The sequence below is a fragment of the Thermus sp. 2.9 genome, from assembly GCF_000794385.1.
Taxonomy (GTDB): Bacteria; Deinococcota; Deinococci; order Deinococcales; family Thermaceae; genus Thermus; species Thermus thalpophilus.
Genome location: NZ_JTJB01000053.1, coordinates 1 through 12,818 on the forward strand (window position 1 = coordinate 1; position 12,818 = coordinate 12,818).

Genomic DNA, 12,818 nt, shown 5'->3' on the forward strand with positions numbered 1-12,818 from the left:
CTTGGGTTAACGTAAAGCGCCAGGTGGGCGGTGAAGCCAGGAAAGCTCTCGGGAAGGGTGTAAACCTGCTCCCGCGCCCGCTTAAGAAGCGCCCAGACCGGAGCCTCAACCACCTTGCACCTCCGAGTCCAGGAAGGCCACAAAGGTTTCCAAGCGGTTGGGGCCGCGGAAAGCCTCCTTGGGCAGGGTGCCGCTTCGGGCATGGCCTTCCCGGAAGGCGGGGCTTTCCGTCCAGGCGCGGAAGGCGGCCTCGCTTTCCCAGAAGGTAAGGACGATGTAGGGGTCCTCGGGGTTTTGCGGCCGTAACACCAGGTTGCGGAGGAAGCCGGGCATCCGGTCCACCAACCGGGCCCGGGTGCGAAAAACCTCCTCAAATTGCTCGGCATACTCGGGTTTTATCGGTATGCGGTTCATCACCACGAACACGCCACCACCTCCTCAACGAGGAGGGTAGGGGAAGGGGGGCAAAAAGTCAAGTATTCCAGTCGGATTTTATGAGTATTGGGAACGATAACCGCTCGCGAAAAGCCCTGCGCCTTTCCACCGTCTTCCCACAAAACTCCCCTACCCTAAGGGGGCCCTTCGGGGCAGAAGGAGGTAAGAGATGAAGAAGAAGCTTCTGACCGCAACGATTTTGGCCCTCGGCTTGACGGGTTTGGCCCAGCCCGCGCCGCCTCCTCCGGGTGCCCCTTTTCCCGCGCCGGCTCCAGGCGCCCCTTCCGGTTACCGCGAGGCGGAGCGCGCCAACCGGGAGCTTGCCCGGGCCCAGTACCTCTCGGGCCTGGTGGCTCAAAGCCCCCTGAAGGCCACCGCCGACGCGCTCCTGCGCCAGGCGCAAGGGGAGTACCAAGGAGGCGCGTACTTCCGGGCTAAGGAGCGGGCCCGCGCGGCGAGCCTGATCTATGAGGCGCTCCGGTTCCTGGAGGTGGCCCCGCGGGGTGCCTATCCCATCCTTCCGGGGCCTGGCCCGCGCAGGGCTTACGAGGCGCCTTTCCGCGCCCAGGAAGCCATCGCCCGCGCCGAGTACGAGGCGAACTACTACCGGGTGAACCGGCCTGAGGTGGCCCGCCTTGTCCAGGAAGCCAAGGCCCTTATCGCCCAAGGAAACGACCTGGCCCGGGCCGAGGCGGATGGCCTTTCCCTCGAGCCCCTGGAGCTGGACACCCTGGTCTTCACCGAGGCGGAGGCGCTTCGCCCCGCCTTCCGGGCCCGAGGCGTGGCCTTGAATCTGGAGCTCCCCGAGGAAGCGGTGGTGGCCCGGGCCAACGAGGCAGCCCTGCGGGCCATCGTGGTCAGCCTTTTGGAAAACGCCCTGCACCACACGGCCAAGGGGGGTCAGGTGTGGGTACGGGTGGACGGGGACGGCCTGGCGGTGGGGAACGCCCCCACCCACCCCAGCCCCGGCTCGGGCCTGGGGCTCCGGCTCGCCCGGGTCTTGGCGCAAGCGCAAGGGGCCCGCCTCGAGGTGGCCCCGGGAAGCGGGGAGTTCTGGGTGCGGCTGAGGCCCCAAAGCGGTCCCTAGCGGTCGCGCCGGGCAAAGGTCCAGGCCGCAAGAAGGGTGAACCCCAAGGCACAAAACAAGAGGTAAGCCAAGCTCCACCAGGCTGCCAGGGTCCCAAGCCGCTCCGCCACCAGGTACCCCACGGGGCCGGTGAGCACCGGGGCCTTCAGTCCCGCCAGCAGGCCTACCCGGTGGAGCTCCTGCGGGTTCAGGAGGAGGGCCAAGGTCAGGAGCCCCTCTAAGGGATAGTCCCTGAGCCGCACCGCCAAGGCCACCACCAAGGGGCCATAGAGGACGTTGAGGAGGCCATAGAGGGCGAAGCCGAGCCCCAGGGCACGCCGCTCTTCCAAGAGGAGGGCGGAAAGCCAAGCAGCCAAGCCCACCCAGAAGGCCAAGAGGCCCGCCCCGGAAAGGAGAAGCCAAAGTGCCGCCCCCCAGGAAAGACCCAAAAGACCCGCTCCCAGGAGGTATCCCGCAAGTAGGGGCGGAAGGAGGCCGAGCAACACCCCCAAGACCCCGGCAGCAAAACCCCGCCCCGGGGAAACGGGAAGGCCTAAGAGGAAGGCCCACTCTTCCCTCGAGGCCAAAAGGGGCACCGCCAGCGCCAGGACCAGGGGAGGGAGGAGGAGGAGGCTTGTCCCGTATAACCCCACGAGCCCAACTCCCTCCCCTCTCCCCTGGAAACCCAGGGCCAGCAGAGGGGGAAGGAAAAGAAGGGCAAGGGCCCAGGGGTTCCGGCTAACCTCCTTGAGGAAAAGGGCCATCACGGTGTCCTTGGGGGCGGCGGAAACAAATCCGTGGGCACAAAGGGGCGCTTCCTTCCCTCCCGAAGGGCTTCCTCCCAGGTGAGGACCCGCCCCCCAGCCCGCTCCGGCCGCTCCCGAAGGTGCCGCTCCAGGTCTTGCCGGCTTGCGAAGACTAGAAGGCCTGAACCCATGGGCGTGCGGACTTTAGGGTTGAGGTACATAACCGCCCTTTCCGCCCCCAGCCAACGGGGCACCTGGGGGGTACTGCCCAAGTAGTCCGCCAGGTAGACCTCCTGGGCTTTCAGAAGCGGTCCACCCCAACCGTTGAGCTGATCCAGGAGGCAGGCGGGATCATCGTAGAAAAAGGCCCTTCCCTGCGGGTTCACCGCCTGCGCCGCGTGGCGGGCATCCAGGATGGTCATGAAGCAGTAGGGGCAGGCGTCCACCCCCACCCGAAGGCCCCGCGGAGCCGCCCCAGCCCGGGACACAAGGGCGAGGATGGGGAAGATGAGTACGTCTCTTCTTCGCATGGTCGGTCCTTGCCACCCCGGCGGGCTACCCCGCCGGGGCCAGCCGCTATCGGCCTTGGCTTGGAAGCCTGGGGACGCTATACTCCCCAGGGTTTAGGACAGCGGTCCTGGAGTGGAAAAAGCGGGTAAAGGTTTCGTCTATCGGGAAATCCCCAATGACCCCCGCAATGCGCCAAGCATAGTCCCCGGGAAGGGTTGGGATAAACCAGCCGCGGTAGTAACCCGGCTGGTTGTGCACGGGGCTTAGCTCCACGGCAAACCGCTCCCCGTTGGGTGCGATCAGCTCGGCTTTTAGGGTTTTCTCCAAACCCTCCACAGGCTTACCTTCCAAGGTAGTTACCCTGAGGTCCAAGGAGTTGGGGTACCCCGCAAAGGCAGGGTTCTGCAAGAACCCCACCACGAGACGGTACGGGCCCACATTGCGGGACTCGTGCGCGCAGGCCAAGGCAAGGACCCAAAGCCCTACCAAAAGCCACTTCCGCACCATTCCCCTCACCTCCTCAGTGGTGGTGCGCATCACCTTGCCCTTGTCCCAGGAGGCCCGCATGCTTGGCGAGAAGGGCCACTAGGTTCATCTCCGGCAAGGGGGCGAGGTCCCAAAGGGTCTGGAAGCTATAGAAGCGCTGGCGACCGTGCTGGCCCTTGTTCGTTTCGGCGAACTCCTGGGCCGCCCTAGCGCTCCCAAAGGCCAGGAGACGCGCGTTCATCACCACCATCATCCGCTCCCCCCAGTAGTAGGTGGCGGCGCGGGCGGGGATGAGGCGCACCGTTTCCTGGGGATGGGCAGGGTCGTAGGCCCCTCGGTCCACCACGTAGAAGGTGGCACCCTCGCCGTCCCGCAGGCCGTGGACCCAAGCGTAGTTCACCATGCAAGCGATGCTCTCAAAGTGCAGGGCGTCCACCACCTCCTTGGGGTCATGGGGGGCCGGCCTGGATTGGGCGAAGGCGATCTGGGAATAGGTCTGTTCAAAGAAGCCCTTAGGGAAGGTGCGACCCCGCCACTGGCCCTCAGGGGTCTTTAAGGGCATGCCGCAGAAGGAGCACTGCCCCGTGTCCCAGGGAATGGATTTTGGGGGCACCAAAGCTCCCATGGGCTTGGAACCCTCCTGGCCCACCTCCGCCATCCCCCCGTGCTGGGCGAGAGCGGGAGCGGCCAAAACCAGTCCACCGAGAACCTGCAACACCTCACGCCGATTCCGCATAGAGCACCTCCATTAGCCAGGGGAGCCGTTCTCCCCTTAGCCCCAACACCGCGTCCGGGCTCCCTTCTTCCAGAAGGGTCCCTTCCTTTAGGAGAAGCAACCGGTGCGCCCGCTTCGCCTCCTCCACATGATGCAGGGCGAGGAGGACGAGCCCCCTCCGCTTCTCCCCCACCCAAGCCCAAAAACGCTCCCGTCCCTTGGGGTCCAAGGCGGCGGTGGGCTCGTCCAAAAGCCAAATGGGCGGGTCCCCCATGAGGCTCGCCGCCAAGGCAAGGCGCTGCCGTTCTCCCCCGGAAAGCCCCCCTACCCGCCGGACCAGGAGGGCAGCGATGCCCATGCGTTCCACCGCCTCCTCCAAAGCCGCCGGGGAAAGCCCCTTGAGCCGCCTGGCCTCCTCCAGGTATTCCCGGGCCTCGATGTGGGGAAAGAGGCGAGGGTTCTGGGGGAGGTAGGCCCGCAGCGGGATCGCCCGAGGGTCACGGGGAGAGTAGCCCAGGAGGGAAGCCCGACCTCCTGAAGGGCGAAGGCGCCCCGCCAGGAGGGCCAATAGGGTGCTCTTCCCCGCTCCGTTTGGACCAAGAAGGCCTACCACGCCCCCCTCTACCCTGAAGGAGAGGCGGCGGAGCCTCCGGTCTTTGGTCAGGTCTTCCACCGCCACCATACCAGGCCTCCCGCAAGCCCTAGGAGGACCAGAACCGGTTGTCCCCGCGTCCCCCTGGGCAAGCTCTGAGCCCGGTTGTCCGCCAAGGCAATAAGCCTTAGCCCAGGCACCTGGGCCTCCGCCGCCTCCCAGAGGACCACCCCGGGGGAGAGGGCGAAGAGGGAAAGCTCCGGCTGCAACGCCAGAAAGAGGGCGAAGGACCCCGTGGGCAAGTGGGGCACAGGAAGGGGGCTTGCCCGGTCGTAGGCGTTTCCCTCCACTTTCGCTTGGGCTTGGGGGTCGTCCACGAGCAGGTCGTAAAGGTTGCCCTGGAAGGCGTTGCCGTGGACGCGGGCGGAGTTGGCCCCCCGTTCCCGGGTGAGGCGCAGGGCCGTGCCGTTTTCCAGGAAGCGGTTGCCCCGCACCTCCACCCCCACAGCGTCCAAGAGGACAAGACCCAAGGTGTTTGCAAGGAAGGTGTTTTCCAGAACCTGGCTTTGCCGCTCGTCCTGCACCAGGAGGCCATAGCCCAAGGGGGTGGCGTGGCCCTCCAGCCGATTTCCCCGCACCAGATTGAGGGCGCCGTGCATGAGGGCATTGCCGATGGCGTTGGCCCAACTCCTGTTCTCCTCCACCCAAGCCTCCCAGGTGAACATCACGTGAAAGCCGTAGCGAGAGTTGCCCCAAAGGGCGTTTTTCACCAATCGGAGCCCGGGGCTGTACTCCACATAGATGGCGTCCACGTAACCTTCCAGACGGCTTTCCTCCACTTGGGCCCGGGGGCTTTTGTAAATAAGCACCCCAGGAGCGCTGCGTAGCCCCCTTGCCCGGAGGCGACGCACGATTAGGCCCCGGGAATCCTCGGCCCGCACCGCGGTGGGAGCGCCTTCCACGCGCACGTCCTCGAGGACGCACCCATGGCACCCCTGTAGGTAGAAGGCGGCATCGGGTTCAAAAAAGTCCTCCCTCGGCCCCGCTCCCACCACCCTCAGACCCCGCACGCGGATGCCGGGGGCAAGGAGGCGCACGGTGTGCCCCGCTTTCCCTCGCACCACCGCCCCTTGCCCTTCCACCACCAGACCAGGGGTGGTTAGGACCAAGGGCCCCGCCACCTCTCCCTGGAGCCGGAGCGCGGGCGCGGCCAGGGCCAAGGGAAAGGAGGCAAGGACAGCCAGAAGGCGCATCACCCGCACTTTAGGGCGGGGAGGTGGGACATTCGTACTTCACGGACAAAGCCCGGATTGCTTGGAAGACATTGTGCATGTGCACTGGCTACTCCTTTTGCTGGCTTTGCTTTCCTAAGCTCGGGCCCAGGTCGTGGCATCCCAGGCTAAGTGCACCTTGCGCCTCCCGTGGTCCCCGCCACCGCTGGCTAGCTCACCCTGGAAAACGGGGGCGGGACCCCCATGCGGCTGGTGGCGGCCCAAACGCCGGTGGTCCAAAGGGTTTCCCTTCACCGGGACGTGCGGGAGACACGCCAGGGCCAGCCGGTGTTAGGGCTACGCCTCCCGCCTCACGTGGGAAAAGGTGGAAATCCCCCGCGCTTGGGCGGCGGAAGCAAGCTCGAGATAATCCTGGTCGTGGAGTTCCGCTAAGGCCAGGTCGGCGACCAAGGCTCTCTCCAACTCCCCCTTCGATGCTCTGGCGGACAAACACGGTTCCTCTGGGGCCCTCCCCCTGGGTGGACTCGGGAAGGGGAAGGTAAGGCGTGTCCTCGAGATCGGGAAACCCCAGGGTTTCTAGAAGGGGGCTGCTCCCAGCGTGGGACAAAAAGGCGGGGGGATGAAGGCATCCCCGGACGTGCCGCCTGCGCCGCCAAAAACGCCCCTAACCCACGGGGACACCCAGGCAAAGGCCTACCCCCCTCCCCTGGCCCACCCCAAGGCGGATACACCCAAACCCGCTTGGCGTAGCCGGCCGTACCGCCCCTCCCCGGAAGGTGGCGCTCCGAGAGCTCCCCCACCGACACCTTCCCCCTGTCCCTTCACCCGGCGCCGCATCTCGCCCACGGAGGGGATGCCGGCGCGGGGGAGGGAGCGGCCGCTTGGCCAGGCGAGCATCTCGCGGGTGGGTCCTCCGCCCAACTGGGCGTGGGCCACCCGCCACCGCTGTGGACCCTCAGGGCGAGGGCGACCCTCCGCCCAACTGGGCGTGGGCCACCCCCCTTCAGGTCCCATCCGGCCTCCAGGGCCAGGGGGTCGGGACCCCGGTGGGGGAGGGAGGGAAAGGGGTCCCCAGACGGTCCCTTCGCGGCTGGCGCCGCAGACCCTGGGCTCCCGAGTGGGGGGTTTTGGGGGGAACACCTGGCACGGGTACCGTGACCGGCCTCCTCGTGAGGGTTCCGGCCACGGTACCCGTTGCATAGGGAGTACGCACCCTTAGAGGGTGATCACCTGGTCCACCTTACCCGCCAGGGCTTGGTAGAGGTCCGGGAAGCACCCCACCGTAACCCCCTCCACCACGTGGGCCACCACCCGGCACTCCCCGGGCTCCTTGCGCCCCTCCCCCTCCGGGGTACACCACCTCGGCTCCCCCTCCGCTAAACCCCGCTCCAAGGCGCAAAGGTCGCATATCATGAGGAGAATCCCCTTCTCCCTCGCCACCTTGGCCAGGCGCTCGCCAATGGGGTTCCCCTTCTGCAAAACCAAGGTGTTGTCGTCAAAGAAGAAGATCCCCACCACCTCCACCCCGTGCACCCCCGCCTCCAGTTGGGGCAGGATCATCTGCCCAAGCTTGTGGCTCGCCGCCCTAGGACTCGCCAAAACGTAGGCCACGCGCATCAGAAACCCCCTAGGTTCTCAGGTTCCCAGCGAAGAAGCCTGTCCTCGGCCATGGTCCAGGGCCGAAGGTTCCCGAAAGCTTCAGTGCTTCACTCCCTCCACCTCAAAGAGGGCCAGATGGAGGGGTGCGCCGCCCACCTTCAAGCGGGCCGCCACCCGCCAGGCCTCCAGATCCACCCGCACCACATCCCCCCGGGATGGGTCCGCCACGTAGGCCACCCCGTGGCCCAGGGCCAAGCCGGGCGCGGCCTCCGGGGCCGCCATGACCTCGAGGCTCCCCACCACCCGCCGCGCCCTTGGATCTACCTTGTGGAAGCGCCCATCCGCAGTAAGGACGTAAAGGGCCTCCCCTTCCGGGTCAAAGGCGAAGCGGAGAGGCCGGGCCGGCAGGGGGAGGACCTCCCACCGGCTCCCGCCGGGTTCCAGGAACGCCAAGGCCTGGCCGAAGTTTCCCACGAAGACCCCAGCCCGGGGATGGGCGGTGAGGGTGCTTACCCGCGCACCCTCGGGGGTACCCGCGGGGTGCGGCACCTTGCGCCCCACGAAGCCCTGCCCCTGCTTTTCCACCAGGAGGACCCCGTCGGCGCAGCCGAAGGCAGCCACCCCACCCAGCACCGCTTCCCCGTGGAGGCGGGGACAGGCCTGGGGCAGGGTGAGGACCCTGGCGCCGGCGGGGGTGTAAACCTCCACCCGCCCCCGCTCCAACCCTCCCACCAAGAGAACCCCGCCCAGCAAGACCACAGCCCCGTGGTCCGCGCCCCCCGTGGCCACGAGCCTCGGGGTGAAGTCCAGGCCCAAGCGCCGCAGGTCAAAGAGGGCCACGGTGCCATCCCCGTCGTGGAAGACGGCCAAGGCCTCCCCGTTGGAGAAGGTGTGGGTGGGCTTGGGCCCCGTGCGCAAGGTGGCGGCCACGTGGGGATTTTCCTCCTTCACGTCCTTGTGCTCACCGTGGTCCTCCAAGCGTAGGCCCCCGAAAAGAAAGCTCACGGCCCCGGCGTCCCGGTGGACCGCCAAGACGTACTGCCCCCCGAGGAGAGGGTAAAGGCTCGCCGGGCCCGGGACGGTGAACTGACCCAGCACCCTCCCGTCCTCATCCAGCACCCGTACCATCGGCTCCCTCCCGTCCGCCACCGCCAGGCGGCGGAAGAGGCCTTCCCCCTTCTCCCCAGGGCCGTGGGCCAGGGACAAGCCTAGGGCCAAAGCGCCTAAAACGGCAACACCTTTTCGCATACTTCCTCCTTTCCCCACGGGGCGCGGGCCGCCCCGATTGGGCCTATTCCGGGCACAGCGCCATGCGGTTCCAGCGAAGGAGATCCAGATAGGAGGGAACCCTCCGGTCCAAGGTATCGGTGTAGAGCACCACAAGCCGGGCCCCAAGCTCCCCCGCCACCCGGCGTAAGGGGGCGGGGTCGAGCTGAGGCTCCGCCACCACCAGATCCACCCCACCTAGCTCCGCCTCCTTCAGGAGGGCCACGCGGGCCTTCGGGCCCAGTTCCTGGCCCCCAGCATCCCGCAAGGCCCCCACCACCTCCAGGCCGTACCGCCGGGCGAAGTAGAGAAGGGAAAGGTGGTGCACCACCACCCGGTACCGCCTCCCCGCTAGGCATCGGGTGAGCGCCTCGTCCTCCGCCAGGACTGCCCGGCGGAAGGCCTCGAGGTTCCTCCGGTGCACCTCCTGGCCCTTGGGATCCAGGCGGGAAAGTTCCTCCGCGATGCGCTCGGCGTAGCGGAGGGCGTAGGTGGGGTCCAGCCACATGTGGGGGTCGCAGTCCCCGTGAAGGTGGATCCCCTTTTCCCTGAGCCCCAGAAGGCCGCAGATGGGATCGGGCATCCCCGGGGCAAGCTCCACCACCCGGGCCCCCGGTGGCAGGAGGACCTTGAGGCGGGGTAGGTAGGGTTCCAGGCCCAAGCCGTTAGCGAAGAGGAGCCGGGCGTGGGCCAGCTGCAGAGCCGTAGAGGGGCGCAGGTCAAAGGCGTGGGGGTCAGCCCCCCAGGGAACCACGCTTTCCACCCGCACCCGCCTCTCCCCCACCCGTTGCACCAGGTCGGCGAGGACGGGGGTGGTGGCGGCCACCTGGAGCTGGGCCCAGGCGCCAACGGCGGCGAAGAGGCTAAAGGCCAGGTGCCGCTTCATCCTCCCTCCAAAGGGCTTTCCAGTCCTTCAGGTGGCGCCGGGCTAAGGGAGGCAGGTGGCGCAGAAGCCGCTCCCGCCCCTCTCCCCATAGCGCCCGCACCCTTGCCTCGTGGTCTCGGATAAAGGGCAGGTAGTGGGCAAGCCCCTCCCCAAAGGAAAGGGGCTCGGCGCGCGGGTCCACCCCTGGGGGGTAGGGGGGAAGCCCGGCCCGGTAAAAGCGCTCCTTAGGCCGGTGATAGAGCACCCCCCGGTACCAAAGCCCCGTGGAGTGAAGCAGTACATCCTCCCCCAGGTAGAGGCTTGAGCCCACGCCCCCCGGGCGGGGCACCTTGCGGTAGCCCAAGGCCTCCAACACACCTTGGGCGGCGTCCACCCCCAGGAGGTACATAAAGACGGGCAGGGGGTTCCTCATGGCCGCACCAGGACCATCCGCGTGGGGCTACCCCCCACCCGCAGGTACCGCACCACCCGCCCCCGCTCCGCATCCACCTCCGCCACCAGGCCCATCTGGGGCAGGCTCACGTACACGAGCCCTCGCTCCGGCCAAGGGGCGAGATCCGGCAGGATGGCCCCACCCGTATCCTCGTCCAGCTCGGGGAAGGGGCGGGAGACCCGCACCTCCCTAAGGAGCCTTCCCTCCCCCCCTTCCCGCACCTGGAGCCGCCCGTCCGAGAGGAGGACGTAAAGCCGCTCCCTGTCGCTGCTCCCCCGAAGGAAAACCCCGCCCAAAGGGATAGGGGTCAGGCGCAGGGCCACGGGGTCCAAACGCTGGAGGTGGGTGACCCGATCAGAGTAGCCAAAGAACACCCCCTTGCCCTCCAAAAAAGCCCCTATGCGCTCGGCAACCGGGTAGGGAAGCCTCACCACCTCCTTGCCTCCCTCCAGCACCAGCACGTCCCTGGCGCAGGCGAAAGCGCTCCGGCCCATTGCCGCGTGGAAGGCCTCCCCGTGCTCCACCGGGCAGGAGAAGCGGGCCCTCTCCTCCCTTAGATCCCGGTCAAAGAGGACCACTTGCCCTCGCGCGAGGAGCGTGAGGTAGGTGCCCTCAGGGGCCTCCACCACGTGGTAGTGGTCCGGGTTGGGGAGCCGGATAATCTCTGGCTGGAAGGCCTTTTCCGGAGCTAGGGCCTCCTCGGGGAAGCGGAAGGCCAGGGCGTCCCGCTCGGCGAAAGCGAGGAGCCTCCCCCCGAGGGTGTAGGCCTCGGCCCCGTGGCCGATGTTCCAACCCCGGCCCAAAAGGAGGCTCTTCGCCACCACCGGGCGGCTCCAGCGTCCCTCCTCCTTCCCGGTAAAGACCACGGTGAGCCACTGCCGGTCCGTGTCCCGCCCCCGGGAGACCAGGAGATAGCGGCCCGAGGGGGTAGCCACCAGGCTCATCCCTCGAGGAGGAAGGGATATCTCCGCCACGCTTTGGCCTGAGGGCAGGTCCAAAGCCACCAGGCGGCTAAAGCCAGGACGGTTGTCCAGGGCGAAGAGCCGTACCTCCGCCGAGTAGACCTCCTTCTCTTCGGGAACGGCGGCATGGGGTAGGGCGACAGCAAACAGGCCTAAAGACAGGGCAAGGATCCGCTGAAACCTCGGGCGCACAGTTCACCTCCGCGGATTATGATATTGATAAATCACTATCGTTTGTCAAGCCCAAAGCAACCCGCCCCTGAAGGGGCGGGGGAAGAACGGCGTCCTCGCCCTTCAGACCCAAACGTCCTCGGGGTGACGCATCCCTTGGGGTCGGGCCTTAAGGACCTCCAAGGCTTCCTCCTCGCTCATCACCGGGTTCTGGTAGCGGATTCCCAAAGCCTCCCCCATGAGGCGGAAAACGTGGGTGTTGTCCACTAAGCCCAGGTTCAGAAACCGAAGACCTTGGCCATAGAGGGCCAGGACCACGGGGCTCGCCGTGTGCTGGCCCGAGCTGTAGCCGATGTTGGGCCGGTCGGGCTTGGCGGGGTTGCGTTGGACCATGGCCCAAGCCAAGGTGTTGTCGGGCTGCACGCCTTGGCGTACAGCGTCGGGAAAGTACACCCGGTCGCGGATGGCCCGCACCACCCGCTCCGCTTCCTCGTCCGTGAGGGTCACCCCCTTCATGGCCCGGTAGGCCTCCTTTACCTGGGCGGGATCAGGGCTACTGCCGAGCAGGCGGCGCATGTGCTCAAAGCTCGCCTTCTGGGCCTCGAGGAGGTCTACCCCCACGGAGCTCTCCAGGTAGCTCCGCCCCGCCCCGTAAAGCCCCCCGACCCCCGTGGCGTGGTCGGAAACTACCAGAAGCAGCGTGTCCGGATTGCGGTCCACGAAGGCGGTGAGGAGCTCCAGGGTCTCGTCGGCGGCGAGAACGTCCCAAAGGGTGGCGGCGGGGTCGTTGATGTGGTTGGCGTGGTCTATGCGGCCCGCCTCCACCTGTAGGACGAAGCCATTGCGATAAGAAGCCAGGCGGGGCAAGGCCGCCCGCACCATCTCCTTGAGGCTCGGCACCTTCACCCCTTGGAAGCGGCGGTCCACCTCGTAAGGGACGTGGCTGTCGGAGAAGACGCCCAGGAGCTTGCTGGCGTTGGAGCGGGCCAGCTCCTCAGGGGTGCGCACCACCCCGTACCCCGCCTGGGCGAAGGCGGCGTAAAGGTCCTTCTTATCCTGCCGCTTTTCCGCATTGAAGAACCGGTCTCCCCCGCCCAGGTAGACCTCCGCCCCAAACGCCAGGTACTGCTCGGCGATGCGCTCCTCGGCGTTGCGGTCAGGGTTGGAGACCACGAAGCCCGCCGGGGTGGCGTGGGTCACGGTGGTGGTGGTGACCAAGCCCACCGCCCTCCCCGCCTCCTTGGCCGCGGCGAAGAAGGGCTTGAGGGGCGTGCCGTCCACGTGGATGGCCAGGCCCCCGTTCACCGTCTTCACCCCGCAGGACATGGCGTTGGCCGCGGCGCTGGACTCGGTGACGTAGCTGGTGAGGCTATAAGTGTTCACGAGGCCGTTTGGGTAGCGGGCCAAAAGGCGCTCCAGGGCCAAAACCCGCCCCAGGCGCCGCCGGGCATACGCCTGGGCCACGGCGTAGTCCTCCCAGGAAAAGCCGTCATAGACGAAGACGATCAGGTTGCGGTAGCGCCGCCCCAAGGAGGGAAGGTTCTGAGGGGCCCCTTGGGCCACCCCCTGGGGCAACAGGCTAAGGGCCCCTGCCAGGATACCGCCTTTTAAAAGATCCCGCCGCTTCACGATTCACCACCTCCTCACCCAAAGGGTACGGGCCCTTTTTCAGGGGTGTGTCAGAGGACGCGAAGGGGGCTCATCTCTACGGCTTCGCAC

15 protein-coding genes are annotated in these 12,818 nt (G+C 67.1%); 1 reads left to right on the plus strand and 14 read right to left on the minus strand.

What is annotated here, in order from left to right:
* Positions 1 to 105 precede the first annotated feature (105 nt).
* Positions 106 to 426, minus strand: a complete 321-nt coding sequence (locus QT17_RS12280) for an antibiotic biosynthesis monooxygenase (protein WP_039460409.1) — start codon at positions 424 to 426, stop codon at positions 106 to 108.
* A 178-nt stretch (positions 427 to 604) separates the two neighbouring features.
* Here QT17_RS12280 and QT17_RS13110 point away from each other — a divergent pair, with 178 nt between their 5' ends.
* Positions 605 to 1,522 carry a HAMP domain-containing sensor histidine kinase gene (locus QT17_RS13110; protein WP_052155217.1) on the plus strand — a complete coding sequence of 306 codons (918 nt, stop codon included), beginning with the start codon at positions 605 to 607 and terminating at the stop codon, positions 1,520 to 1,522.
* Here the strand turns inward: QT17_RS13110 and QT17_RS12290 are convergent.
* The 13 genes from QT17_RS12290 to QT17_RS12345 all read right to left on the minus strand — a co-directional run bounded on the left by QT17_RS12290 (position 1,519) and on the right by QT17_RS12345 (position 12,728).
* Entirely contained in the window at positions 1,519 to 2,265 is a 747-nt protein-coding gene (locus QT17_RS12290; RefSeq protein WP_039460412.1) for a hypothetical protein, read from the minus strand. The genes QT17_RS13110 and QT17_RS12290 overlap by 4 nt on opposite strands.
* Positions 2,265 to 2,777 (minus strand): nitrous oxide reductase accessory protein NosL, encoded by a 513-nt coding sequence (locus QT17_RS12295; RefSeq protein WP_039460413.1) that lies wholly within the window; start codon positions 2,775 to 2,777, stop codon positions 2,265 to 2,267. The genes QT17_RS12290 and QT17_RS12295 overlap by 1 nt, the downstream gene beginning before the upstream one ends.
* Positions 2,778 to 2,823: 46 nt before the next feature.
* Positions 2,824 to 3,294, minus strand: a complete 471-nt coding sequence (locus tag QT17_RS12300; protein ID WP_161791379.1) for a hypothetical protein — start codon at positions 3,292 to 3,294, stop codon at positions 2,824 to 2,826.
* Positions 3,278 to 3,979, minus strand: coding sequence for a nitrous oxide reductase accessory protein NosL (locus QT17_RS12305; RefSeq protein WP_039460417.1), 702 nt, complete (start codon positions 3,977 to 3,979; stop codon positions 3,278 to 3,280). Before QT17_RS12305 ends, QT17_RS12300 begins: the two co-directional genes overlap by 17 nt.
* Positions 3,963 to 4,640 carry an ATP-binding cassette domain-containing protein gene (locus tag QT17_RS12310; protein WP_039460419.1) on the minus strand — a complete coding sequence of 226 codons (678 nt, stop codon included), beginning with the start codon at positions 4,638 to 4,640 and terminating at the stop codon, positions 3,963 to 3,965. The genes QT17_RS12305 and QT17_RS12310 overlap by 17 nt, the downstream gene beginning before the upstream one ends.
* On the minus strand, positions 4,619 to 5,803 hold the full coding sequence (locus QT17_RS12315; RefSeq protein WP_039460421.1) for a nitrous oxide reductase family maturation protein NosD: 1,185 nt from the start codon (positions 5,801 to 5,803) through the stop codon (positions 4,619 to 4,621). Before QT17_RS12315 ends, QT17_RS12310 begins: the two co-directional genes overlap by 22 nt.
* 315 nt (positions 5,804 to 6,118) lie before the next feature.
* Positions 6,119 to 6,244 carry a hypothetical protein gene (locus tag QT17_RS14785; protein WP_255347469.1) on the minus strand — a complete coding sequence of 42 codons (126 nt, stop codon included), beginning with the start codon at positions 6,242 to 6,244 and terminating at the stop codon, positions 6,119 to 6,121.
* 753 nt (positions 6,245 to 6,997) lie between these two features.
* Positions 6,998 to 7,399: a SaoD/DsrE family protein gene (locus QT17_RS12320; protein ID WP_039460423.1), complete on the minus strand. Its 402-nt coding sequence runs from the start codon at positions 7,397 to 7,399 to the stop codon at positions 6,998 to 7,000.
* An 81-nt stretch (positions 7,400 to 7,480) separates the two neighbouring features.
* Positions 7,481 to 8,629 carry a hypothetical protein gene (locus tag QT17_RS12325; protein ID WP_039460425.1) on the minus strand — a complete coding sequence of 383 codons (1,149 nt, stop codon included), beginning with the start codon at positions 8,627 to 8,629 and terminating at the stop codon, positions 7,481 to 7,483.
* Positions 8,630 to 8,672: 43 nt separating this feature from the next.
* Positions 8,673 to 9,533: a metal ABC transporter substrate-binding protein gene (locus tag QT17_RS12330; RefSeq protein ID WP_039460427.1), complete on the minus strand. Its 861-nt coding sequence runs from the start codon at positions 9,531 to 9,533 to the stop codon at positions 8,673 to 8,675.
* A complete protein-coding gene (locus QT17_RS12335; RefSeq protein WP_152607416.1) occupies positions 9,511 to 9,945 on the minus strand; it encodes a hypothetical protein in 435 nt (144 codons plus the stop codon). The genes QT17_RS12330 and QT17_RS12335 overlap by 23 nt, the downstream gene beginning before the upstream one ends.
* Positions 9,942 to 11,120 carry a YncE family protein gene (locus tag QT17_RS12340; RefSeq protein ID WP_039460431.1) on the minus strand — a complete coding sequence of 393 codons (1,179 nt, stop codon included), beginning with the start codon at positions 11,118 to 11,120 and terminating at the stop codon, positions 9,942 to 9,944. The genes QT17_RS12335 and QT17_RS12340 overlap by 4 nt, the downstream gene beginning before the upstream one ends.
* Before the next feature lie 102 nt (positions 11,121 to 11,222).
* Positions 11,223 to 12,728 (minus strand): alkaline phosphatase, encoded by a 1,506-nt coding sequence (locus QT17_RS12345; RefSeq protein WP_039460433.1) that lies wholly within the window; start codon positions 12,726 to 12,728, stop codon positions 11,223 to 11,225.
* Between the last annotated feature and the right edge of the window lie 90 nt (positions 12,729 to 12,818).

Bases quoted from the DNA above. Each gene is read 5' to 3' on its own strand.
- QT17_RS13110 (WP_052155217.1), top strand. From the start codon at position 605: ATGAAGAAGAAGCTTCTGACCGCAACGATTTTGGCCCTCGGCTTGACG.
- QT17_RS12290 (WP_039460412.1), bottom strand. From the start codon at position 2,265: ATGGCCCTTTTCCTCAAGGAGGTTAGCCGGAACCCCTGGGCCCTTGCC.
- QT17_RS12295 (WP_039460413.1), bottom strand. From the start codon at position 2,777: ATGCGAAGAAGAGACGTACTCATCTTCCCCATCCTCGCCCTTGTGTCC.
- QT17_RS12300 (WP_161791379.1), bottom strand. From the start codon at position 3,294: ATGCGCACCACCACTGAGGAGGTGAGGGGAATGGTGCGGAAGTGGCTT.
- QT17_RS12305 (WP_039460417.1), bottom strand. From the start codon at position 3,979: ATGCGGAATCGGCGTGAGGTGTTGCAGGTTCTCGGTGGACTGGTTTTG.
- QT17_RS12310 (WP_039460419.1), bottom strand. From the start codon at position 4,640: ATGGTGGCGGTGGAAGACCTGACCAAAGACCGGAGGCTCCGCCGCCTC.
- QT17_RS12315 (WP_039460421.1), bottom strand. From the start codon at position 5,803: ATGCGCCTTCTGGCTGTCCTTGCCTCCTTTCCCTTGGCCCTGGCCGCG.
- QT17_RS12320 (WP_039460423.1), bottom strand. From the start codon at position 7,399: ATGCGCGTGGCCTACGTTTTGGCGAGTCCTAGGGCGGCGAGCCACAAG.
- QT17_RS12325 (WP_039460425.1), bottom strand. From the start codon at position 8,629: ATGCGAAAAGGTGTTGCCGTTTTAGGCGCTTTGGCCCTAGGCTTGTCC.
- QT17_RS12330 (WP_039460427.1), bottom strand. From the start codon at position 9,533: ATGAAGCGGCACCTGGCCTTTAGCCTCTTCGCCGCCGTTGGCGCCTGG.
- QT17_RS12335 (WP_152607416.1), bottom strand. From the start codon at position 9,945: ATGAGGAACCCCCTGCCCGTCTTTATGTACCTCCTGGGGGTGGACGCC.